At 64.7% G+C, this 22,858-nt stretch carries 14 protein-coding genes; 8 read left to right on the forward strand and 6 right to left on the reverse strand.

Annotated elements, in window-relative coordinates:
- Window positions 1-34 precede the first annotated feature (34 nt).
- Both EAH75_RS10175 and pgmB read right to left on the reverse strand, forming a co-directional pair.
- Window positions 35-2,530 (reverse strand): TonB-dependent receptor, encoded by a 2,496-nt coding sequence (locus EAH75_RS10175; protein WP_240046110.1) that lies wholly within the window; start codon window positions 2,528-2,530, stop codon window positions 35-37.
- A gap of 113 nt (window positions 2,531-2,643) precedes the next feature.
- Window positions 2,644-5,688: a beta-phosphoglucomutase gene (gene pgmB, locus EAH75_RS10180; RefSeq protein ID WP_241668930.1), complete on the reverse strand. Its 3,045-nt coding sequence runs from the start codon at window positions 5,686-5,688 to the stop codon at window positions 2,644-2,646.
- Between the two features lie 320 nt (window positions 5,689-6,008).
- On the opposite strand from pgmB, the gene EAH75_RS10185 reads away from it, so the two are divergent.
- Window positions 6,009-7,013 (forward strand): LacI family DNA-binding transcriptional regulator, encoded by a 1,005-nt coding sequence (locus EAH75_RS10185; protein WP_140648513.1) that lies wholly within the window; start codon window positions 6,009-6,011, stop codon window positions 7,011-7,013.
- Between the two features lie 13 nt (window positions 7,014-7,026).
- Here EAH75_RS10185 and EAH75_RS10190 read toward each other — a convergent pair whose 3' ends face one another.
- Complete coding sequence (locus EAH75_RS10190; protein ID WP_140805353.1) at window positions 7,027-8,676, reverse strand: sensor histidine kinase; 1,650 nt, start codon at window positions 8,674-8,676, stop codon at window positions 7,027-7,029.
- 241 nt (window positions 8,677-8,917) lie between these two features.
- Between EAH75_RS10190 and sucC the strand changes: the two genes are divergently transcribed.
- The 3 genes from sucC (at window position 8,918) to EAH75_RS10205 (ending at window position 12,721) form a co-directional block, all read left to right on the forward strand.
- Window positions 8,918-10,129, forward strand: a complete 1,212-nt coding sequence (gene sucC / locus EAH75_RS10195; RefSeq protein ID WP_140805355.1) for an ADP-forming succinate--CoA ligase subunit beta — start codon at window positions 8,918-8,920, stop codon at window positions 10,127-10,129.
- Window positions 10,130-10,140: 11 nt separating this feature from the next.
- On the forward strand, window positions 10,141-11,016 hold the full coding sequence (gene sucD / locus EAH75_RS10200; protein WP_140648516.1) for a succinate--CoA ligase subunit alpha: 876 nt from the start codon (window positions 10,141-10,143) through the stop codon (window positions 11,014-11,016).
- A 73-nt stretch (window positions 11,017-11,089) separates the two neighbouring features.
- Entirely contained in the window at window positions 11,090-12,721 is a 1,632-nt protein-coding gene (locus EAH75_RS10205) for an NAD+ synthase (RefSeq protein WP_140648517.1), read from the forward strand.
- 211 nt (window positions 12,722-12,932) lie between these two features.
- Here the strand turns inward: EAH75_RS10205 and EAH75_RS10210 are convergent, their stop codons facing one another.
- On the reverse strand, window positions 12,933-13,766 hold the full coding sequence (locus tag EAH75_RS10210) for an outer membrane protein assembly factor BamD (RefSeq protein WP_240046113.1): 834 nt from the start codon (window positions 13,764-13,766) through the stop codon (window positions 12,933-12,935).
- 103 nt (window positions 13,767-13,869) lie between these two features.
- Here EAH75_RS10210 and rluD point away from each other — a divergent pair, with 103 nt between their 5' ends.
- The 3 genes from rluD to clpB all read left to right on the forward strand — a co-directional run bounded on the left by rluD (window position 13,870) and on the right by clpB (window position 18,435).
- Window positions 13,870-14,844, forward strand: a complete 975-nt coding sequence (gene rluD, locus EAH75_RS10215) for a 23S rRNA pseudouridine(1911/1915/1917) synthase RluD (protein ID WP_140648519.1) — start codon at window positions 13,870-13,872, stop codon at window positions 14,842-14,844.
- A gap of 76 nt (window positions 14,845-14,920) precedes the next feature.
- The gene (pgeF, locus tag EAH75_RS10220) at window positions 14,921-15,664 is read left to right on the forward strand and encodes a peptidoglycan editing factor PgeF (protein ID WP_140648520.1); all 744 of its coding nucleotides are present in this window, start codon (window positions 14,921-14,923) and stop codon (window positions 15,662-15,664) included.
- A 173-nt stretch (window positions 15,665-15,837) separates the two neighbouring features.
- Entirely contained in the window at window positions 15,838-18,435 is a 2,598-nt protein-coding gene (gene clpB / locus EAH75_RS10225; protein ID WP_140648521.1) for an ATP-dependent chaperone ClpB, read from the forward strand.
- A 160-nt stretch (window positions 18,436-18,595) separates the two neighbouring features.
- Here the strand turns inward: clpB and EAH75_RS10230 are convergent, their stop codons facing one another.
- A complete protein-coding gene (locus EAH75_RS10230) occupies window positions 18,596-19,333 on the reverse strand; it encodes a CsgG/HfaB family protein (RefSeq protein ID WP_140648522.1) in 738 nt (245 codons plus the stop codon).
- Window positions 19,334-19,762: 429 nt separating this feature from the next.
- Window positions 19,763-22,240, reverse strand: a complete 2,478-nt coding sequence (locus tag EAH75_RS10235) for a TonB-dependent receptor plug domain-containing protein (protein ID WP_140805357.1) — start codon at window positions 22,238-22,240, stop codon at window positions 19,763-19,765.
- 269 nt (window positions 22,241-22,509) lie between these two features.
- Here EAH75_RS10235 and EAH75_RS10240 point away from each other — a divergent pair, with 269 nt between their 5' ends.
- A complete protein-coding gene (locus EAH75_RS10240) occupies window positions 22,510-22,830 on the forward strand; it encodes an FmdB family zinc ribbon protein (RefSeq protein WP_140648524.1) in 321 nt (106 codons plus the stop codon).
- Window positions 22,831-22,858: the final 28 nt, after the last annotated feature.

The raw sequence follows: 22,858 nt of genomic DNA on the forward strand, positions 1-22,858 counted from the left end.
GATCCGGACCACGCGCGCTTCAACAACTTCCGACTCAGAACAGGTATTTCACCTCGAAGTTGACCTCACGGCCTTCCAGTGGCCGGGCGAGGATCACGCCGCCGGCAGCGGCCGTGCCGAAGATGCGTGAATTGCTCTCGGTCAGGCCCAGCTCGTTGGTGATGTTGGTGCCTTGCAGGCGCAGCTGCCAGTTCTTTTCGACGTTGGCGATCACGCCGAAGTCCCATGTCTTGTAAGTGCCAAGCTGCTGCAGGCCCGACTGATCCTGCGTATGCGGCCCGACATGCGTATAGGTCACGAACGCGGTTACATCACCCCACGAAAAGGGAATCCTGTAGCTCGGCGTGAATGCGTAATGGACCTTTGGCTGGCGCTGCAACTGCACGCCATTGATGAACTGGCAGCCGCTGACGCCGGTCACCACGTTGGTGAACTTGAAGCAGGAGTTGTTGTGCGAGTAATGGCCATCGAGATAATTGGCCACCAGCATCAGCTTCAGGTTCTCGATCGGGGTGATCGCACCGGCCAGGTTGATGCCCTTGGAATCGGAGCCGTACAGCGCCGGAGCTCCCACCGGCGTGCCGGCCCCGTCCGTGGGTTGGAAAGACAGTCCGTTGAACTGCTTGTGGTAGATGCTGATGTCGGCGTAGATCAGATCCGACTGGTATTTGAAGCCGCCCTCGATGTTCTGGATCTTCTGCACCGGCGCGGTGTTGCCGGTGGTGGCGCCGCGGATGCCGTTGTCGAAGTCGGCGAAATGCACGCCCTTGTTGGCACGCACGTACACGCTCATGTTGTCGGCCAGCTCGTAGTTGGCGCCGATGGTCCACGAGGTGTGGGTCTTGTTGTAGTTGGTGTTGGCGAAAGTGCCGTTACACACCGGTACCGAGTTGTTGTAGAGCGTGTTCGGATCACCGTCCAGATCGACGTTGGTGAGATTGCACACGTTGTTGGTCGCGTCCTGGTTCTCGAGACGCGCCGAGGCATCGAACAACCAGGGGCCTACGCGCCACGAATCGGACAGATAGAACGCCTTGTTGGTGGCCTTGCCGTGCTGGGCGATGTTGAAGCCGCCGTTGTCGAGGAAGCCCTGGTTGTCGGTCAGCTGCTTGATGGTGCCGGCGTCGTTGTAACTCACCATGATGGGACGCGCGTTGGGCGTATTCGTCATCAGCATCTGGTTGCCGAGCGCCCACTTGTCGTCCATCGTGTAGTGCGCCAGGTACACGCCCGCCGTCAGCGTGTTGCCCTCGAAGATCTCCTTGCTGAGGCGGAAGTCGTTGTTGATGTTCTTCAGGTGTTTGTGGATGTACCACCAGCCCTGATGGATCACGCTCTGGTTCGGGTCGACCGCGCCGCCGCCACCCGGGCCGGCGTAAGTTGCCGTCGCCGAACCGGCCGGTAGCCCGAAACCACCCTGGCTGGTCGGGGTGTTGTACAGCTCGTCGTTCAAGGTTGCCGGATTCGAGCCGGAGAACAGCGCGTTGGTGTCGACATCGCCGGCATCGATGAGGAACTTGTCGCTGATCGTCCAGCCGCTGCCGAGGTCGTAATCGAAGTTGCCGCCAAAGAAGTTCATCTTCGCGCCGCGGCCGTTGGCGAGGTCGGCGTTGGTGCCGCCGCCCGGATAGCCGGCGAGATGGACGTGCTGGATGTACTTGCTGTTGTAGGTGTCCGTGAGCGGGTCGAAACCCGGGTACGCGCTGAATTGATCGGTGCCGTTCTGGATCAGCGGGATCGGCGTGATGAACTGGTTCTTGTCGTTGAGTGCGCGGGCGTAGAACATCATGGTGCCGCGATCCGAATCATGGGTCAGCGTGGCGGTGAACTGGCCACCCTTGTCGGCCGCGAACTGCGGGTCGCGCACGCCGTCCGAATCGCGATAGAAGCCGCCCACGCTGCCGTACCAGTTCGCGGCGATCGGAAAGCCGTAGAAGCCGTCGACGCGCTTCAGGTTTTCCGAGCCGTAGGTGACACCGATGCTGCCCGAGGGAACCTCGGTGCCCTGCTTGAGGATGAAGTTCTCGCTGGCGCCGATCTGGCCGTCGGCGAACACCACCGACGGGCCGCCCTGGATGATCTCGACGCGGTCGACCGTGTCATCGATGCGGAAGATCGAGGTCTGCTCGAAGAACGACAATGTCGGCATGCCGTATAGCGGCGAGCCCATCATCTGCACGGTGTTGAATGGCGCGTCACCGCCGCCCGGGAAGCCGGCGATCTCGATGTTGGCGCCGGTCTGGCCGCCGGTCGATTCGGGCCACAGGCCGGGGGCGATCTTCAGCAGGTCGGCGGTACTTTTCGGATTGGCCATCTTGATCTGTTCGGCCGTCGCCGTAGTGAGCGTGTAGCTGGCGTCGATCTTTTTCACGCCGGTGGCCGAACCGGTCACCACCACCTGCTGCAGGGTCGTGGTGGTCTTGGCCTCGGCCGCTTTTTGCTGCGGAGTTTTGCGGGCGCCCGTCGGCGCGGTTGTCGTCGAGGTGTCTTGCGCTTGCGTGCTGTCCTGCGCCATGGCCGTCGCGGACATGAGAATGCCCGTTATGGCCGCCGACAGCATCAATCGGGTCATTTGCTTGTTGTTGCCCATTTCACGTCCTCCCCATCAGTTTCAGTTTTGGTCGCGGCATCTCAATCGATATGTCAGCGCCAGTTCGTCGTTCGGATTGTTGTAAGAGTGCCAATGTCGAATGCTGCAATGCTTGGTAACACCAGGTCTGCCTCGGCCAATGCTCGTGCCTGACCGATTCCCACCGCCGCCATCCCCGCGGCGCGAATGCTGGCGATGCCAGCCGCGGCGTCTTCGACGCCAATACACTCGTCCGGCGCCACGCCAAGGGCGCTTGCCGCGGCGAGGAAGATTTCCGGGTCGGGTTTGGAGCGGCTGATCCGGTTGGCGTCGACGACGACGTCGAACAGGTCGGCGATGCCCAGTCGCTGCAGCAGCAAGCCGGCGTTGCGGCTGGCCGAGGCCAGCGCGACCTTGAGCCCGGCCCGCCGCACCGATTCGATCGCCTCGCGCGCACCGGGCAGCAGATCCTGCGGCCCGAAATGCTCGATCTGTTCGCGGTAGTAATCGTTCTTGCGCGCGGCCAGCTCCTGCTTCTCTACTTCCGTATAAGAGCGCGGCGCGGCCTGCAGCAGGATCTCCAGCGAGCCGCGCCGGTCGACGCCCTTCATGCGCTCACCGGTGGCGTCGTCGAACGGCACGTCGATGTCGTCGGCCAGTTTTTTCCAGGCCGCGTGATGCACCACGGCGGTGTCGGCGATCACGCCGTCCAGGTCGAAGATCACCGCCTTCAACGGCGGCAGGGGATCGACAAAGCCTACGCACGGCAAGCGCAATGGCTGACCGGCATGCAGACGTTGCGGCAGGCCGTCGTGCAGGAAGGTGAGGGCGTTGCCGTCGGTCAGTGTGTACAGCACGCCGTCACCATCGACTTCAATGCGCAGGTGCGCATCGCGCCAGCGCATGCCGAAGCGGTAGCTTTGCCATGCCGCCGGCAACTTTGGCGCCAGCGACGGCATGCCGTCGTGCACGCGCAGGCTGCCGTAGCCCCAGGTCAGGGCAAGCCAGCTGCCGGCCATCGCCGCCATGTGCAGACCGTGCGCCGCGTTGCCGTGCAGGTCGTCCAGGTCGACGCGCAAGGTGTCGAGGAAATAGCGATGGGCCTTGTCGGCATGGCCCACTTCGGCGGCGATCACCGCGAAGGTGGATGCCGACAGGGTGGAGTCGTGGACGGTGACGCCCTCGTAGTAATCGAGGTTGCGGCGCTTGGCGGCGACCTCGACCTGCTCGCCCGCCAGCATCAGGGCAAGCAACGTATCGGCCTGTTTGCATACCTGGTGGCGGTAGATGCTCAGCGGGTGCATGCGCAACAGCAGCGGCCGTTTGCCCGGCGTGGTGGCGAGTTCGGGCGGCAGCCGTGGTTTGTCGAGGAAGCCGTCGTCCTGCGGAAAAATGCCGAGTGCGGCATCGACCGGCAGGTGCATCGCCTGGGCCGCAGTCAGCCATCGCGCCGGCTCGTCTGCCTGCAGGTCGATGCGCGCGGCCAGGGCAGCGTACCCGGCCGGATGCGTCATCGCCATCCATTCGGCGACGGCGGCTGCATCGCGCAGGTGCCGTTGCGCCATCCGGTTGGTGTAGTGGTTATTGTCGACCAGGGCGGAGTATTCGTCCGGGCCGGTGACCTCGTGGATGCAGAACGCACCGCCTCGGCGCGGGTTGAAGCAGCCGATCTCGAGCCAGATGCGCGCAGTCTCGATGATCATCTCGGCGCCGCACTCGAGCAGGAACGCGTCATCGCCGCTGGCATCGACGTAGAGGCGCACCGCCCATGCCACGGCGGCATTGATGTGGTACTGCGCCGAGCCGCTGGGGAAGTAGGCGGAACATTCGTCGCCGCTGATCGTGCGCCACGCGTACAGGGCGCCGCGCGTGTGATCGAGTTCGCGCGCGTGCCGGCGCGCGTTGTCCAGCGTGCGGTGGCGATACGTCAGCATGGCGCGCGCCAGGGCCGGCGCCAGCGTGGCGAGCACTGGCAGCATGAATACTTCGGCGTCCCAGAAGTAGTGGCCTTCGTAGCCCTCGCCGGTAAGGCCTTTGGCGGCGATGGTGCTGTGGCCGTCGCGACCGCTCGACTGGAACACATGGAACAGGTTGAGGCGTAGCGCCTGTTCGGTCGCCGGGGAGCCCACGATGGCCAGATCGGCTTGCGCCCAGAATCCGGACAGCACCTGCGCCTGTTGTTCGAGCAGCGTCGGATAGCCGAGCGTGATCGCCGAAGTCAGCGAGGCCTCGGCCCGCGCCAGCAAGGCCTCGGCAGAATCGGCGGCAAGCGGTGCGGTAAAGGCATAGGCGACATATTTGTCCAGCGTGACCATCTGGCCCGGTGCGAGCGTGCCGGTGTAAGCCTGCATCACGCCATGCGGCGTATGGCCGGCATCGCTGAGGGTCAGTTCGCCGGCGTGCTGGTGACGCTGTGCGCAGACTAGCCGGATGCCGCTGTGGGTGGTCCGCTGGCCGACCCAGGCCAGCGCTTCCCCTGCGTGGGCGTCGAAGGTGTTCAGGCCGCCTTCGACGCGGCTGCCGATGCGCGGGTCGAAGCCCTGCGCGGCGGCCTCGCGTGCGGTGCTGATCGACGATTCCAGCGTGATCGGGCCGCTGTAGTCGAGCGAACGCACGCGGTAATGGATTGCCAGCAGCCCGGCATCCTTGAAGCTGACGATGCGCTCGGCCTCGATCTCCAGCGTGGCACCTTGCGGCGAGCGCCAGCGCAACCGGCGGCGGTAACAGCCACGGCGCAGGTCGAGCGAGCGCTCGAACTGCAGCCATTCACCCTGTTCGAGCTGTGCCGGCGCATCGCCGAGGCGCAGCCGGATGTGCGTGGCATCGGCGACCGGGATGCGTGTGTCGGTATGGCTGGCGAACCCGGGGAAGCGCTCGTGGTACTCGATCGGGGTGCGTTCCCACACCCCGGACAGCAAGGTCGCCTGGCTGGCGCTGTCGGCTTCCTCCAGGTTGCCGCGCACGCCGAGCGTGCCATTGGCGAGTGCGAACAGGCTTTCGTCCTGCGCGAAGCCGGCCGGGTCGGTGCCGTGGCGGACCAGCAGCCAGGGATCGATGACCACCCGCCCGCTGGATTCCGTTGCGTCGGGATTCACCGCTGCCGTTGTTTCGTGATCCACGATAAATCCCCCGTCTCCCCGCTCGGTGTTGGCCAGGTCATGCCGCGAAGTCGCGTTTGGCGCGCAGCTTGGCATTAAATGATATCGGTATCAAGATACCGATATCATTTGATCGATCGCTGTTTTCCCTGTTTGGTCAGGGTCGGAGGGAAGGGCATGAATCCCTATCTGCCTGGCGCGTCAGCGCGGTATCCGGCGGCGCATGGCGAGGTTGCATCGGCAGGGCGAATATCGACACACTGCAAGCGTCGGTCCGGGTCATCGCTGCAGTCCGGCAGCGTCGCGACACCGGATCGGCCACGCCAACAGGGGTCAGATAGTTGAGCAAGAAAGGCGCGCGCAAGAACGCGTCAGGCGGCCTGACCATGGCCGATCTGGCGCAACTGGCCGGGGTATCCAAGATCACGGTCTCGCGGGCGCTGGGCGACAGCCCACTGGTCAACCCGGAAACCCGCGAGCGGATCCAGGCGCTGGCGCGCGAGCATGGCTACAAGCTCAACATCAGCGCGCGCAACCTGCGCCTGCGCCGCAGCCATACCGTGGCCGTGATCGTGGAAATGAAGCCTTCCACAGATCGCACCATGTTCGATCCGTATCCGCTGGTGTTGCTGGGCGGCATTTCGCAGGAACTGACGGCGGCAGGCTACAGCGTGCTGCTGACCACCCGCCAAGGTGCCACCGCGGCGGCGGTGCAGGCTGCCGACGGCCTGATCCTGCTGGGCCAGGGCGTACACCAGGACGCGGTGCGCCGGTTCGACAAGTTGCGCCTGCCGATGGTGGTGTGGGGCGCGCAATCGGGCAGTGATGCGCACGTGGTGGTGGGCAGCGACAACCGGCTCGGTGGCGCCGTGGTGGCCCGGCATTTCATCGCGCTGGGTCGGCGCCGTCCGGTGTTCATCGGCAACCCCAGTCACCCGGAGATCTTCGAGCGCCTGAATGGCTTTGTCGACGCGTTGGCGGTGCACGGAATCAAGCCGCTGTTGATGCGGCGCGACGAGTTCACCCTGGATTCGGGGATGGACGCGGTGCGCTCGCTGCATGCCCGCAAAGTCGGCTTCGATGCGATCTTCGCCTGCAACGACCTGCTGGCGATGGGCGCGATCCGCGCCACGCTGGATCTGGGGCGCTCGGTGCCGGCCGATGTCTCGATCGTTGGCTATGACGACATGCCACTTGGCGCCAGCTTCCTGCCGCCGTTGAGTTCGGTGCGACAGGACTGGCAGGAGGGCGGCATGCTGCTGGCACGCAAGGTGCTGGCGCTGATCGAGGGCGAGCCGGCCAGCTCGGAATGCCTGCCGGTCAGCCTGATCGTGCGTTCGACCTGACCGCCTGTCGCGCTCAGCGCGTGGCGGCAGTCTGGGCGGTTTCTGCGGCGTCGGCGGGACTGCGCGCCGGTGGTGTCAGCACCAGCCGGAAACAGCTGCCGCCGCCGGCCACGCGCACGTATTCCAGCGACGCCTGATTGGCGTCACTCATTTGCCGGGCCAGGTACAGGCCCAGGCCGGTGCCGTATTCGTGGGTGGTGTAGAACGGTTCAAAAATTTGCGCGGCCACCTTCGGCGCGATGCCGGGGCCACGGTCGATTACTTCGAGGATCGGCACGCCGTGCTCGCCCTGCCGGGTCACCACCATCACCCGTGCCGGCTCGCCGGGCAGGCGACCGTAGCGCAGCGCGTTCTGCACCAGGTTCCATACCACCTGCTGCAGTTGCTGCGGATCGGCCACCGCCGCCACCGGCGTGCCGCTGCTGGCGATCACGCGCAGCGAATCGGCGCCGAGGTCGTTGCCCTGACTGTATTCCTCGACGAAACCCTGCGCCCAGTGGCCGAGATCCAGCGTTTCCGGCCGCGAGCGTTCACGCCGCGACAGCTGCAGGATGTTCTCGATGATCTCGTTGAGCCGGATGCAGTGGTTGTTGATGATCTCGACCATGCGCTGGTCGGTGGCATCCATGCTTTTGGACTCGGCCAGCAATTGCGCCGAGTAGCGTATGGCGGCCAGCGGGTTGCGGATCTCGTGCGCGATCGAGGCGGACAGCCGGCCCAGCGAAGTGAGCGTGAGCTCCTCGGCGCGGCGCGACAGCAGCGAGGTGTCGTCGAGAAAGATCAGCACGTGCGAATCGTCGTTCGGCGCAAGGCGGGTGAAGCGCGGCACCACCTCGGGCACGCCATCGGCGAGCTGGGTGGCGGTTTCGTCCAACTTTCCGGAAGTCATCCAATGGTAAAGCCGGCGCGACAGCTCCGGCGCCAGCTGGCCGAGGTCGCGCTGGTCGGCGCCCGGATTGCCCATCAGCATCCACGCCGACTCGTTGATCTGGTGGATGCGGTTGGCGTCGTCGACCAGCAGCACGCCGGTCTTCATGCGGCGGATGATCAGCTCGTTGATCTGCGACAGGTTGGCCAGGTCGGTGCTGCGCTGTTCGGCCAGCGCTTCGGTGGCGCGCAGTTGCCGGCCCAGCACGTGGCACAGCGTGGTGCTGGCGAAATAGGCCAGGCCGAACAGCGCCGCCTCCAGCAGGTCGCCGCCGGTACTGCTTGTCGACGATCCGAAAAAGGTATGCCCGAGCATGCCCAGCGTGGCCAGCGCGGCGAAGAAGCTGGACAGCCGCAGCGGCAGGATCAGCGCACCGGCGCTGAGGTTCACCGCCAGCATCATCGCGATGCCGATGCGCGCGTCATGCATTGCGGCGATCGCCAGCACGGCAGCGACAATGTCCACCACCAGGGTTGTCGCCACCGTCGCCCGGGCGTACGGCATGCTGCGCCGGTTCAGCAGCAGCGCGACCAGCGCGAAGATCAGATACAGCGTGGTGACGGTGCGGGCAAAGCCGGGTGTCGCCAGTTGTGGCCAGCCCATGCCGGCCGGACTGAACGCCAACCCGGCATACACCAAGGCCTGCACCAGCCGGAACACGTTGAGGAACGACAGCTCGTGACGAATCGTTGCCGGGCCTGCGGACGAGGCAGTGAAAGATGGCGCGCTGGACACGTGGCTGGGCACTCCTGGCAGTTCAGAGCGAGTATAGATGGGCGGATCGGAGCTGTGCCGGTGCGCCAAAGCGCATGAAACCGCGCTGCGTGGGCGCCAAAACAGGCCGCCCTTTCCATTGCCGCCCGCTTCCGCGAAAATGGGCGGCCGTATTGCGCGGTTTCTGCCAGCTCGCAGGGCAGGCGCACTGCACGCCGGCAGCGCGTCAATCCGCCGTCCGACCTTCCTGACCCACGCCGATATGCCAGCGTGCGGCCGCCATCGTTTTTCCGTTCGCTCGAGGTATCGAATGAATTTCCACGAATACCAGGCCAAAGAACTGTTCGCGCAGTACGGCATCGCCGTGCCGCCGGGCAAGATCGCCAACTCCCCCGACGCTGCCGTCGACGCCGCCAAGGCGCTCGGTGGCACGCAATGGATGGTCAAGGCGCAGATCCATGCCGGCGGCCGCGGCAAGTCCGGCGGCGTCAAGTTCTGCCGCAGCTTCGATGACGTGCGTGCTGCCGCCAAGGGCATGCTCGGCACGCACATGGAAACTTACCAGTCCGCCGGCCGCGCGCTGCCGGTCAACCTGGTGCTGGTGACCGACGCCACCGACATCGCCCGCGAGCTGTACCTGTCGATCCTGGTCGACCGCGACAGCAAGGCCATCTCGTTCATCGCCTCCAAGCACGGTGGTGTGGACATCGAGCAGGTCGCCAAGGAAACACCCGAAGACATCCACACCATCGTGATCGATTTCGTCGAAGGGCTGCAGCCGTACCAGTGCCGCCAGCTCGGTTTCGCGATGGACCTCAATGGCAAGCAGGTCAACCAGCTGACCAAGGTCATGCTGGGCCTGTATAAGCTGTTCAATGAGCAGGATCTGGCCCTGGTCGAGCTGAACCCGCTCGCGGTGCTGGAAGACGGCAACCTCGCCGCGCTCGACGGCAAGGTCAACTCCGACGACAACGCCGAATACCGTCATCCGAACCTGGCCGCGATGCGCGACCTGAGCCAGGAAGACGCTGCCGAAGCGGCCGCGGTGCAGTACAACCTCAACTACGTGACGATGGACGGCTCGATCGGCTGCATGGTCAACGGCGCCGGCCTGGCGATGGCCACCATGGACGTGATCAAGCTGGCCGGCGGCGAGCCGGCCAACTTCCTGGACGTTGGCGGCGGCGCCACCAAGGAGCGCGTGACCGAGGCGTTCAAGCTGATCCTGTCCTCGGACAAGGTGCGCTGCATCCTGGTCAACATCTTCGGCGGCATCGTGCGCTGCGACCTGATCGCCGAGGGCATCATCGCTGCGGTCAAGGAAGTGGGCCTGAAGATTCCGGTGGTGGTGCGCCTGCAAGGCACCAATGTCGATCAGGGCCGCGAACTGCTGGCCAACTCCGGCCTGGCGATCACGCCGGCGGATGATCTCAACGACGCGGCCCAGAAAGCCGTGGCTGCCGCGAAGGCCTGAGGAGTAATCGAATGAGCGTTTTGGTCAACAAGAACACCAAGGTGATCGTGCAGGGCTTCACCGGCCAGCAGGGCACCTTCCATGCACAGCAGTGCCTCGACTACGGCACCAAAGTGGTCGGCGGCGTGACCCCGGGCAAGGGCGGCTCCGAGCACATCGGGCTGCCGGTCTTCAATTCGGTCGATGAAGCCGTCAACCAGACCGGCGCCGACGCGTCGGTGATCTTCGTGCCGCCACCGTTCGCGGCCGACTCGATCCTGGAAGCGATCGACGCCGGCATCAAGGTCATCGTGGCGATCACCGAAGGCATCCCGGTGCTCGACATGCTGCGCGTCAAGAACGTGCTGCAGCAGCACCCGGAGATCGTGCTGATCGGGCCGAACTGCCCGGGCATCATCACCCCGGGTGAATGCAAGATCGGCATCATGCCCGGTCACATCCACCAGAAGGGCAAGGTCGGCGTGGTCTCGCGTTCCGGCACGCTCACCTACGAAGCCGTGTTCCAGACCACCAACGAAGGCCTCGGCCAGAGCACGGTGATCGGCATCGGCGGCGACCCGATCAACGGCCTGAGCTTCATCGACTGCCTGAAGCTGTTCCAGGACGACCCGCAGACCGAAGGCATCATCATGGTCGGCGAGATCGGCGGCAGCGCCGAGGAAGACGCTGCCGAGTTCATCGGCGAGTACGTGACCAAGCCGGTGGTGTCGTTCATCGCCGGCGCCTCGGCCCCGGCCGGCAAGCGCATGGGCCATGCCGGCGCGATCATCTCCGGCGGCAAAGGCACCGCCGCCGCGAAGTTCGCCGCGCTGGAGAAGGCCGGCGTCACTACGGTGAAGTCGCCGGCCGACCTCGGCAAGACGCTCGCAGGGCTGATGAAAAAGTAAGTCAGCACCGAGTGGACTAAAATGCGAAGGCCGCGACATGTCGCGGCCTTCGCTATTTCTGGAGCATGTACATATGGCAAGGCTGCGTCTGGCGCTGGCACAGTTCGATTTTGCGGTGGGTGCGGTGGCCGCGAATGCCGCCAAAGTGGGCGATCTGATTGCCCAGGCGCGCAGCGGCGGTGCCGGACTGGTGGCGTTTCCGGAGCTGACTCTGAGCGGTTATCCGCCGGAAGATCTGTTGTTGCGGCCGAGCTTCCTCGCCGCCTGCGATAGCGAACTCAACGCACTGACTGCCGCGACCCATGGTATCGCCGCGCTGGTCGGCCATCCGCACAGCGAAGGCGAGGTGTTCAACGCGGCAAGCCTGCTGCGCGAAGGGCGTATCGAAGTGACCGCGCACAAGCAGGCATTGCCCAATTACGGCGTGTTCGACGACAAGCGCTATTTTCGCCCCGGTCACGAGACGGTTACCGTGATGATCGATGGCGTGCGTGTGGGCCTGTTGATCTGCGAGGATATCTGGCAACCGGAACCAGCCGCGCAAGCCGCGGCAGCCGGCGCGGAGCTGCTGGTGGTGGTCAACGCCTCGCCGTGGGATAACGCCAAGCGGGTCGAACGCGAAGCGGTGCTGATCGCCCGTGCCCGCGAAACCGGTTGCGCAATCGCCTATCTCAACCTGGTCGGCGGCCAGGACGAGGTGGTCTATGACGGCGCCTCGCTGCTGGTGAACGGCGACGGCTCGATCGCGGCACGGGCACCGGCGTTTGTCGATGCGCTGCTTTGGGCCGAGTTCGATCCGGCCGCGCGCACATTGTCGGCGGAGAACTGGCCGGTTGCCGGCGATGACTCGATCGAGGCGACGCTGTATGCCGCCCTGGTGCGTGGCACCCGTGATTACATCGACAAGAACGGGTTCGGTGGTGTGTTGCTGGGGCTGTCCGGCGGCATCGATTCGGCGCTGACGCTGGCGCTGGCAGTCGATGCGCTGGGCGCCGACCGGGTCACCGCGGTGATGATGCCCACCCGTTACACCTCGCAGCTGTCGCTGGACGGTGCGCGCGCCCAGGCGAAAAAACTTGGTGTGGACTATCACGTGATCTCGATCGAACAGACTTATGAGTCGTTCGTTACCGCGCTGACCCCGGCGTTCGGCGGCAAGGGCGCGGATACGACGGAAGAGAACCTGCAGTCGCGCACCCGCGGCGTGATGCTGATGGCGCTGTCCAACAAGCATGGCCGGCTGCTGCTGGCGACCGGCAACAAGAGCGAGATGGCGGTGGGCTACGCCACGCTGTATGGCGACATGTGCGGCGCCTACGCGCCGCTGAAGGACGTCTACAAGACTGTGGTGTACAAGCTGTCGCGCTGGCGCAATGCGCAGGCGGCAATGGCCGGCGAAGGCGACAGGATTCCGGCCGCGGTGATCGAGCGGCCACCGTCGGCGGAACTGCGCGACAACCAGACCGACCAGGATTCGCTGCCGCCGTACGATGAACTGGATGCCATCCTCGAGCGCTTCATCGAGCGCGAGCAGTCACAGGCGGATATCGTGATACAGGGCTTTCACGCCGATACGGTGCGCCGGGTGGTGCGGCTGGTGCTGCTGAACGAATTCAAGCGCCGCCAATCCGCTCCCGGGCCGCGTGTGACCACCCGCGCGTTCGGGCGCGAACGGCGCTATCCAATCACTTCCGGATGGCGTTGACCCTTCTGGGCAGATGATCACCCTGGCGCCTGCCGGAGCATGGCACGTTCGCGCCCTGGCCCTCTGGCGACCCACCGCGAGTCCTCTTGCGGGTGAGAGGGTTGTGACCGAAGGAAATCGCTGTGGGAGGGTGTGGGGCAGGACTTGCGGAATCCCCACAAAAAGCCGGCAATTACGCCGGCTCTCCAGTTTCAGACGGATCGATGACCGATCAATGATGACCCGAGAACGGCACCAGCTTGCGCAGGGTGGACGGTGCGTGCGGCCACTTGGCGTCGGTCAGGTACGGATGGTTCGGATAGTTCAGTGCCAGCACCTGACGCGACTGGTCGGCCAGGGCTTTCTGATCGAGCGCCAGATAACTGCGGGAGAGAATCGCCAGCGCATCGCCGGCCTGCGGCGCCTGCTGGTAGTGCTCGATCACATACTGCGAGCGATCAGCCGCGGCGATGTAGGCCTTGTTGCGCAGGTAGAACTCGGCCACGTTGATTTCGAACTGGGCCAGCACGTTGCGCAGGTAGATCATGCGCTGGCGTGCATCGGCGGTGTACGCGCTGTCGGGGAAGCGCCGCGACAGTTCGGAGAAGTCGTCGAACGCCTGCAGGTTGTAGCCCTGGTCTCGCCGCGCTTCCGAGCCTCCCCGACCGATGTAGCGCTCGATCACGCCGCTGGTGCGATCGAAATTGATCAGACCGCGCAGGTAGTAGGCATAATCGACATGTTTGTTGGTCGGATACGTCTTGATGAAGCGGTTCACGGTCGACAAGGCATCATCCGGCTGGTTGTCCTTGTACTGCGAGTAGGCCAGATCGAGTTGGGCCTGTTCGTTGTACTCACCCGACGGGAAGCGCGCGATCAGGCGCTGGTAGGCCTTGCTGGCGGCAGCGTAGTCGGCATTCACCATCGAGGCATGTGCATTGTCGTACAGCGCGTCCACCGGCATGTTGTCGATGGTGTCGTGCTTCGACCTGAACATCGAACATGCACTCACCGACACCGCGAGCGCGAGCATGGCGAGCACCTTGAGGGCAGGCAATTTGGACATCGGCAGCTTGGACAAGCCCATTGATAGGCGCATAGGAATGAATTCAGATGTTTGAACGAAAAGGCATGATAGCCGAAACCGGCCGCGGCCCGCGGAGCGTGGCATGACCACGATCCGGCGCGAGGCCGAGGTGCCGCTGGCCGCCGCAGGACGCAGGTTCGACCAGGCTTTGGCCGAGATGTTCCCCGACTATTCGCGTTCGCGGCTCAGCGGCTGGATCAAATCCGGTGCGGTGACCCTGGATGGCGCACAGGCGCCGCCGCGGCAGCTGCTGCGCGGTGGCGAGCAGGTGCGGCTGCAGGTCGAGCTGGAAACCGAGGTGACCAGTGCGCCCGAGGACATCGCGCTGGACATCGTGCATGAGGATGAACACCTGCTGGTGCTGAACAAGTCGTCCGGGCTGGTGGTCCATCCCGGCGCCGGCAACCCGGCCGGCACCCTGCTCAACGCCTTGCTGCACCACGATCCGAAGCTTGCCGAACTGCCGCGCGCGGGCATCGTGCACCGGCTCGACAAGGACACCTCCGGCCTGATGGTGGTGGCGAAGACACTGCCGGCGTACACCGCGCTGGTCGATCTGTTGTCGCGCCACGAGGTGGAGCGCCAGTACGAGGCTGTGGTGCTGGGCACGATGGTCGCCGGTGGCACGGTGGACGAGCCGATCGGCCGCAGCATGGGCGATCGCCTGCGTCAGGCGGTGCGCGATGAAGAGGACGGCAAGCGCGCGGTGACCCATTACCGGCTGCGCGAGCGCTTCCGCGCGCACAGCTTGCTGCAGTGCCAGCTGGAGACCGGCCGCACGCATCAGATCCGCGTGCATTTGGCGCACATCGGCCATCCGCTGATTGGTGACCCGTTGTACGGCGGCGGCCTGAAGCTGCCCAAGGGCGCCAGTGCGGAACTGATCACCATGCTGCGCGGCTTTCGCCGGCAGGCGCTGCATGCCGAGAAGCTGTCGTTCATCCACCCGGTCAGCGGCGAAGCGTTGTCGTTCAGCGCCGAACGGCCAAGCGACCAGTTGGCCCTGATCGAAGCGTTGCGTGCGGATCTGCTCGAACACGGTTCGGAGCATTACTGAGTCGGACGGGCAGTGCCGCTGTGCGACGGGCTTCGTTTAAGCTGCGCTACTCCCGTTCCACGATTCCCCGCGACTCATGACCGATACCTGGATCTTTCCCGACTGGCCGGCTCCGCCGCGGGTGCATGCAGCCGTTTCCACCCGTCTGGGGCCAGGCCTGTCGGCGGCGCCGTTCGAACGCTTCAATCTCGGCCTGCGCAGCGGCGATTCGGCCGATGCGGTCGGCGCCAATCGCAGCGCGCTGCAGCAGGCGCTGGCGCTGCCGGCGTCGCCGCGCTGGCTGCGCCAGGTTCATGGCATCAACGTGGCCGAGCTGGGGCCGCTGCCCAGTGCGGACGAACCGCAGGCGGATGCTGCGGTATCCCGCATCACGGGCACCGTGCTTTCGATCCTCACCGCCGACTGCCTGCCGGTACTGTTCTGCGCCGACGATGGCCGCGAGATTGCCGCGGCGCACGCTGGCTGGCGCGGGCTGGCTGGTGGTGTGCTGGAGGCAACGCTGACCCAGCTGGAGACTTCACCTGCGCGGGTGCTGGCCTGGTTGGGGCCATGCATCGGTGCTGCCTCGTATGAAGTCGGGGAGGAAGTGCGTGCTGCCTTCGTCGACTGTCATGCGAAGGCGTCCACCTGTTTCGTGTCGACCCGACCGGGCCACTGGCGGTGCGATCTGGTCGGGCTGGCGCGGCAACGGCTGGCGTCTGCGGGGCTCACGCAGATCCATGGCGGCGGCTTCGATACGCTGGCCGATTCACGCTTCTATTCGTACCGCCGCGACGGTGCGCGCAGTGGCCGCTTCGCCAGCTTGATCTGGCTCGAATAGTCATGCGCCGGGCCGACCCGCGCTCCGTCGACATCAGCCTCACGCTGACAACCCGACTGTGAAGGGCGGCCACCGACGACGGAAGGCGAGCTGATCTTGAATCCCTGCATGTCGTCCGCATCTCGCAGGCAGTGGCGGACGCACCCGCCAGACTGATTTTCGGGGATATCGATATGCGGATGGACAAACTCACTTCGCGTTTCCAGCAGGCGCTGGCCGACGCCCAGTCACTGGCCGTGGGCCGTGACCACAACATGCTCGAGCCGGTGCATGTGATGGCGGCGCTGCTCAACCAGCAGGGCGGCTCGACCGCACCGATGCTGACCCAGGCGCAGGTCAACGTGCCGGCACTGCAGCAGCGCGTCAATGGCGTGCTCGAACGCCTGCCCAAGGTCAGCGGACAGGAAGGCAACATCAACGTCGGCAACGATCTGACGCGATTGCTCAACCTGACCGACAAGCTGGCGCAGCAACGTGGCGACCAGTTCATTGCCAGCGAGCTGTTCGTGCTGGCGGCGCTGGACGACAAGGGCGAGCTGGGCGCGGCGCTGAAAGCGGCCGGCGCGATCAAGCCGAATCTTGAGGCAGCGATCGAAAAGCTGCGCGGCGGTGAAAAAGTGCAAAGTGAAAACGCCGAAGAATCGCGTCAGGCGCTGGAGAAATACTGCATTGATCTCACCGAGCGCGCCGAGTCGGGCAAGCTCGACCCGGTGATCGGTCGCGACGAGGAAATCCGCCGCACGATCCAGGTGCTGCAGCGGCGCACCAAGAACAATCCGGTGCTGATCGGCGAGCCTGGCGTGGGCAAGACCGCGATCGTCGAGGGGCTGGCGCAACGCATCATCAAGGGCGAGGTGCCCGAGGGCCTGCGTGATCGGCGGGTGCTGGCGCTGGACATGGGCGCCCTGATCGCCGGCGCCAAATTCCGCGGCGAATTCGAGGAGCGGTTGAAGGCGGTGCTGAGCGACCTGTCCAAGCAGGAAGGCCGGGTGATCCTGTTCATCGACGAGCTGCACACCATGGTCGGCGCGGGCAAGGGCGAGGGCGCGATGGATGCCGGCAACATGCTCAAGCCGGCGTTGGCGCGCGGCGAGCTGCATTGCATCGGTGCCACCACGCTGGATGAATACCGCAAGTACATCGAGAAGGACGCCGCGCTGGAACGTCGCTTCCAGAAAATCTTCGTGGGTGAGCCATCGGTCGAGGACACCATCGCGATCCTGCGCGGGCTGAAGGAGCGCTACGCGGTGCATCACGGCGTCGAGATCACCGATCCGGCGATCGTCGCGGCAGCCACGCTGTCGCATCGCTACATCCCCGATCGCCAGCTGCCGGACAAGGCGATCGACCTGATGGACGAGGCCGCTTCGCGCATCCGCATGGAGATCGATTCCAAGCCGGAGGAACTCGACCGGCTGGAGCGTCGGCTGATCCAGCTGAAGATCCAGCGCGAGATGCTGAAGAAGGAGAAGGACAGCGAATCGAAACAGCGCCTTGCCGACCTGGAAACCGACATCGAGAAACTGGAGCGCGAGTTCTCCGACCTCAACGAGATATGGAAATCCGAGAAGGCCGCCTTGCAGGGCACCACCAAGATCAAGGAGCAGATCGAACAGGCGCATCAGGAGCTCGACGCCGCCCAGCGCCAGCAGGATTACGCCAGGATGAGCGAGATCCAGTACGGCAAGCTGCCCGCGCTGGAGAAGCAGCTTGCCGTAGCGCAGGCTGCCGAGACGCAGGATTTCAAGCTGGTGCAGACCCGCGTCACTGCCGAAGAAATCGCCGAGGTGGTGAGCCGCTGGACCGGTATTCCGGTCAACAAGATGCTCGAGGGTGAGCGCGACAAGCTGCTGCACATGGAAGACCAGCTGCACCAGCGCGTGGTGGGCCAGGACGAGGCGGTGAAGGCCGTATCCGATGCGATTCGGCGTTCCCGCGCAGGGTTGTCCGATCCGAATCGGCCGAACGGCTCGTTCCTGTTCCTCGGCCCCACCGGTGTGGGCAAGACCGAGTTGTGCAAGGCACTGGCCGAATTCATGTTCGACACGACCGACGCGATGGTGCGCATCGACATGAGCGAGTTCATGGAGAAGCACTCGGTGAGCCGGCTGGTCGGCGCGCCGCCGGGTTATGTCGGCTACGAAGAGGGCGGCTATCTCACCGAGGCGGTGCGTCGCCGGCCGTACAGCGTGATCTTGCTCGACGAAGTCGAGAAGGCGCACCCGGACGTATTCAACATCCTGCTGCAGGTGCTTGACGATGGCCGTCTTACGGACGGCCAGGGCCGCACCGTGGATTTCCGCAACACCGTGATCGTGATGACCTCGAACCTCGGCTCGCAGATGATCCAGGACGCGTCAGAGAGCAGCGCCGGTGGCGACGAGGAAGAGCAGTACACCCAGATGAAAGCGTCGGTGATGGGCGTGGTGCAGGCGCATTTCCGGCCCGAGTTCATCAACCGGCTCGACGAGCTGGTGGTGTTCCGCGCACTGGACAAGACGCAGATCCGTGCCATCGCCAGGATTCAGCTGAGCTACCTGGAGAAGCGGCTGGCCGAGCGTCAGTTGAAGCTGGATGTCAGCGACGATGCGCTGGCCTTGCTCGGCGATGTCGGTTTCGATCCGGTCTACGGCGCGCGGCCGTTGAAGCGTGCGATCCAGCAACAGCTGGAGAATCCGCTGGCCCGGCAGCTCCTTGAAGGACAGTTCCAGTCAGGCGATACGGTCAGCGTCGCGGCCGAGGGCGGGCACCTGGTTTTCCGGAAAAACTGAGGCGCTTCGCGCGGGGCGGTCGCCTGCCCATGGGCTGACCCTGTCGGTCGCGGTAACGGATGCCGCGGCCGACTAAAAGGCGAGCGACCTGGTGGCGATGGACGTCGCCAGGTGCACTGAATCAGCCGCTTTCGATCTGTCGGTTGCGTCGACGCAAGACTCAGCCGTCGAGGTCGAGCACCTTCTTGTCGCCGTCGCGGCGGCGCTGTTCCTTCTGCTGATAGCGAACCTCGCAACCATCGCGCTTGACCATCGCGCAGTCGAGGTAATCGGTGGCCTCGATCAAAGCTGCTCGTACGGCCTTGCTGGCCGGGGTTTTCTTCGAATGTGCGAAGTCGCCGCCGACGCCACCTCCCACGTATCCGCTGAGATTGACGCCGCCGCCCGAGCTGCGTCCCTCGACGGTGCGCGAATAGACCACTTCGGAGGTTTCCGCGTCGATCACCCGCAGGTCGATGGCGATATACGCCTCCGACTTGCCACCACCCACGCGGAAGCCGGCGATATTGAGGCCGCCGCCGGTATTGGAGGTGTCCTCGGTATACGCGCTGACGCTGCCGGTGATCAGGTACTGCGCGCCGGTGACGTTGCCGGTATGCGGGCTGCTGCCCGGGCGCATGCGGTAGGAACTGGCAAGGTCCTGCTCGGCCAGCACGGCACCGATTTTCTGTCGCTCGATCACCTTGAAGTCGCCGGTCGCACTCAGTTCGTTGCTGAGCACGTCGGCGAGCTGGTTGCCCACGTCCCCGTTCCACCAGTTGGCGGAGCTGGTCTGGTTGGTGAAGTCGATCACGGCGACGGTCATGGTGGGCGCTTCGCGGGCCATCGCGGCACCCGCCATAGTCAATGCCAAGGCCAGTGCCGCGCTGATCGCGGTTGCACGATTCACAGGTTTCATGAAATCCCCTCCGGTTGATGGTTGTGACACTGTCCCCAATCAGTTCCATTCAGCGCTGGACGCTGGCGCAAGTGCTGCCGTGATAACCCGTGTCCATGATCCCCTGATGCCGGATGGCGGGTGTCGCGCGAGTGGCAAAATGATGCCGCGCAAGCACTTGCGGATGCTGGTCGTGCCGGATCGGCATTGTCAAGTGACGAACCGCCGGGCATCGTTCTATGACGGTGGATGGCGCGCATTATCCGCAGCACGACGCGCTTGCGGCTGTAGGCGCGGGCGACACAAGTTGTCAGCGAAATCCGTCAGTGGATGGCGGCGACGATAGGCGAGCAAGGGCGATTGTCGAAACCGGTGACCGGAACAGCTAGCCGTGGAGTTGGTTGCCACCGCCAGCGGAGCGGGTGTGAGCTGATCCGCTGGCGACCGGATTTACCAGCGGTACGCCACCTTGCCGTAGACGTAGGCGCCGTTGTAGCCGAACGGTGCGTACACGGAATAGGGCAGCGTGCCGTTGTTGTTGCTGCCGGGAATCACTCGGTCCGGGTACACATCGAGCGCGTCATCCGCACCCACGGTGAACGTCCATTGCTGCAGGCTGTAGTTCACCGCCAGGTCGAAAATCCACTTGGGTGTGAACGTCTGGTCGAGCAGGGAGTTCGTCGCGTTGTAAGCGGTGTAGCGGCCATAGCGGGTCACGCTCCCGGTCACGCCCCAGTTGCCCACGTTGTACTGCTCGCTCAGGATCAGTTTGCTGCGCGGCGTGGTGTCGGCCAGCAGGCCCCTGATGTCGCGCCGATCCAGGCGATGGAAGGTGGCACCCAGTGCATCCAGCACCGCGGGGTTCGGGCGGACCTTGGTGACCTCGTTCTTGTTGTAGTTGGTGCTGATCGTCGTCTGCAGCGTGCCGGCATTGCCGAAATCGCTGCGGTAACTGGCCACAAAGTCGATGCCGCGGGTGCGCGTATCGGCGGCGTTGGTGAAGTAGGAGACGCCACTGTAATTGAGGTTGGCCACGCCGTTGGCCGCCAGATAGGCCTGCACCGCCGGGCCCGTGGTGGCGATGCTGCTCGACAGCACGATGCGGTCGCTGATGGCGATCTGGTAGGCATCGATGCTCAGGCTGAGGGCGTCGGTCGGGTTCCACACCGCGCCGATCGTGTAGTTACGTGATTTCTCCGGCTTCAGCGGCTCGCTGCCGAGCAAGCGGGCGACCTGGCTGTTCACCGGAACCAGTCCGGAGTTATAGATGCCGGCCGGTAACCCGAGCGAGTTGCCCGGTCCGAAGAACAGCGACGAGGTGGAGGAGTAGAACTGCTGGGCCAGCGACGGTGCACGGAAGCCGGTCGACGCACTGGCACGAAGAGCGAACGTGTCGGTGAAATCGAAGCGACCGGCCAGCGAGCCGGACGTGGTGCCGCCGAAGTCCGAGTAATTCTCATGCCTTACCGCAGCGGACACGCCGAGCTTGTCGGTGAGATTGGTTTCCAGATTCAGATACTCGGCGACATCGTGCCTTGCCAGCGAACCCGAATTCGCCGGCTGCCAGCCGGCAAACCCTTGGGCGCCACCCGCTGGAATGGTGGTGGTGTCAGGAATCGGATTGCCGCTGGAGGTGTAGTAGGACGTCAGGTCGCCGGCATCGATCGCATAGCTCTGGCGCAGGTATTCCGCGCCGAAGGCCACGGTCACCGGATTGGGTAGCCAGCCGACCGACACATCCTTGACGAGGTCGATATCGAACGATTGCTGCGCTGCCTTGAGGATGCCGTCATGGAACGAGGTCGGGCTGCTGCCGAAATCATTCAGGTAGGCAAGGTTGATACTGTTGAAGGTGGTATAGGAAACCCGGTTGCCGCCGTAGTTGCCGCTGACGTCCCAGCGCCAGCCATTCACCGTCCCGCGCAAGCCCGCCACCAGGGAGCGGTCGGTCGAGTTGGAATTTTCCAGCGGCAAATAACCGTTCGGGTAGATGTTCGCAATCAGCGGGCTACTGGGCGATGGGCTGTTGCGGCCGTAGCGGAAGAACGCCGGCGATGTACCGTCGCGATGCCCGAAGTGTCCGAATGCGTAGAACTGCACATCCGGGGTGATGTCGTACTGCGTATTGAGCAGCAGATTCTGGTCCCTTACCGCCGGATCACCTTCGCGGTAGTTCACGCCGAGTTGGGGAAAGCCGGGCCTCCGGTCGGGGCCGGCGCGATTGGTGTAGTCCTCGTGACCGCTCTGCGCCGCGATACGGAGCCAGCCCTTGTCATTGCCCAGTGGTATGCCGAAGTTGGCCGAGCCTTGCCACTGCCGGCCGTCGCCCGCCGAATACTGGCCGCCGGTGATTTCCACGTCGCCACCCTTCGCGCCCTTCTTCAGGATGATGTTGATGACACCGGCGATGGCATCGGAACCGTACTGGGCCGAAGCACCGTCACGCAGCACTTCGATGTGATCGATCGCGGAGACCGGAATCGTGTTGAGATCCACCGCCTGCGCGCCGCGGCCCAGCACACCGTTGGTCAGCAGGAGCGCGCCGGGATGCCAGCGCTTGCCGTTCACCAGTACGAGAACCTGGTCGGGCGACAGTCCGCGCAGCTGAGCGGGACGCTGCGTGTCGGCAGTGTCGGCGGCCGACGGGCGCGGAAAGGTCAGCGACGGGATGATCCGGGCAAGCGCGGTGGGAAGGTCGTTGGTGCCGGTCTGCTGCAGCACCTTGGCCGAGACCACGTCGATCGGCGTCAGCGAACTGCTTTCGGTGCGACTGTCGGAGCGGGTGCCGGTGACGATCACGGCACTCAGATCCTTGGCCCTGGTTGCCGGCGGCGCGCTGGTGTCCTGCGCAGCGGCATTGCTGGCCAGTGCCAGCAGCACGGCGGCAGGCAGCCACGCCAGAACGATCGGGTTGGAACGTTTGCTCATGGGGACTCTCCATTTCATGGGTTGCTGCGTCGCAGCAATTGCAGATTAGTGCCGTACCGTTACTTCGTCAATAGACGTCTATACGTCTATATGTCCAATTCGCCAAACCGAAACCGCGATCGACGGAATAGCCCGGACGCTCTCCTGATCGAAGGCTACTCGCGCGGTACGTTCGCCGCCACGCGCCATGTGGGACATTGAAATTCGCGCTAACGCGCCGATAATGGCCAGCTGCCAGCCCCTCGTTGGCTGGACTGTCCGGAGTTTTCATGCCCATCTACGAATTCGAATGCAGCAGCTGCGGTCATCGTTTCGACCGCCTGCAGAAATTGTCCGACACCGACCCGTCGATCTGTCCGGCGTGCGATGCGCCGCATCTGCGGCGCATGGTCAGCGCGCCGACGTTCCGGCTGGCCGGCAGCGGCTGGTACGAAACCGATTTCAAGAAGGACGGCGACAAGAAGCGCAATCTGGCCGAAGGCGGCAGTGTCGAGGCCAAGCCGGCGGCCAGCGCAAGCCCATCGACGGCGCCGCCCGTCGCAGCACCGGCGCCGGCGCCGGCGGCCGGCAAGACCGCCAGCAGCGACTGAATGGCGGCTGGCCGGGCGCGCGAGGCGA

The sequence above is a fragment of the Rhodanobacter glycinis genome (genome assembly GCF_006438785.1).
Classification (GTDB): domain Bacteria; phylum Pseudomonadota; class Gammaproteobacteria; order Xanthomonadales; family Rhodanobacteraceae; genus Rhodanobacter; species Rhodanobacter glycinis_A.

Excerpts from the sequence above, each read along its gene's own strand:
- EAH75_RS10175 (WP_240046110.1), bottom strand. The coding sequence starts at position 2,530 with ATGTCCGCGACGGCCATGGCGCAGGACAGCACGCAAGCGCAAGACACC.
- sucC (WP_140805355.1), top strand. The coding sequence starts at position 8,918 with ATGCCAGCGTGCGGCCGCCATCGTTTTTCCGTTCGCTCGAGGTATCGA.
- sucD (WP_140648516.1), top strand. The coding sequence starts at position 10,141 with ATGAGCGTTTTGGTCAACAAGAACACCAAGGTGATCGTGCAGGGCTTC.
- EAH75_RS10205 (WP_140648517.1), top strand. The coding sequence starts at position 11,090 with ATGGCAAGGCTGCGTCTGGCGCTGGCACAGTTCGATTTTGCGGTGGGT.
- EAH75_RS10210 (WP_240046113.1), bottom strand. The coding sequence starts at position 13,766 with ATGTCCAAATTGCCTGCCCTCAAGGTGCTCGCCATGCTCGCGCTCGCG.
- rluD (WP_140648519.1), top strand. The coding sequence starts at position 13,870 with ATGACCACGATCCGGCGCGAGGCCGAGGTGCCGCTGGCCGCCGCAGGA.
- pgeF (WP_140648520.1), top strand. The coding sequence starts at position 14,921 with ATGACCGATACCTGGATCTTTCCCGACTGGCCGGCTCCGCCGCGGGTG.
- clpB (WP_140648521.1), top strand. The coding sequence starts at position 15,838 with ATGCGGATGGACAAACTCACTTCGCGTTTCCAGCAGGCGCTGGCCGAC.
- EAH75_RS10230 (WP_140648522.1), bottom strand. The coding sequence starts at position 19,333 with ATGAAACCTGTGAATCGTGCAACCGCGATCAGCGCGGCACTGGCCTTG.
- EAH75_RS10235 (WP_140805357.1), bottom strand. The coding sequence starts at position 22,240 with ATGAGCAAACGTTCCAACCCGATCGTTCTGGCGTGGCTGCCTGCCGCC.
- EAH75_RS10240 (WP_140648524.1), top strand. The coding sequence starts at position 22,510 with ATGCCCATCTACGAATTCGAATGCAGCAGCTGCGGTCATCGTTTCGAC.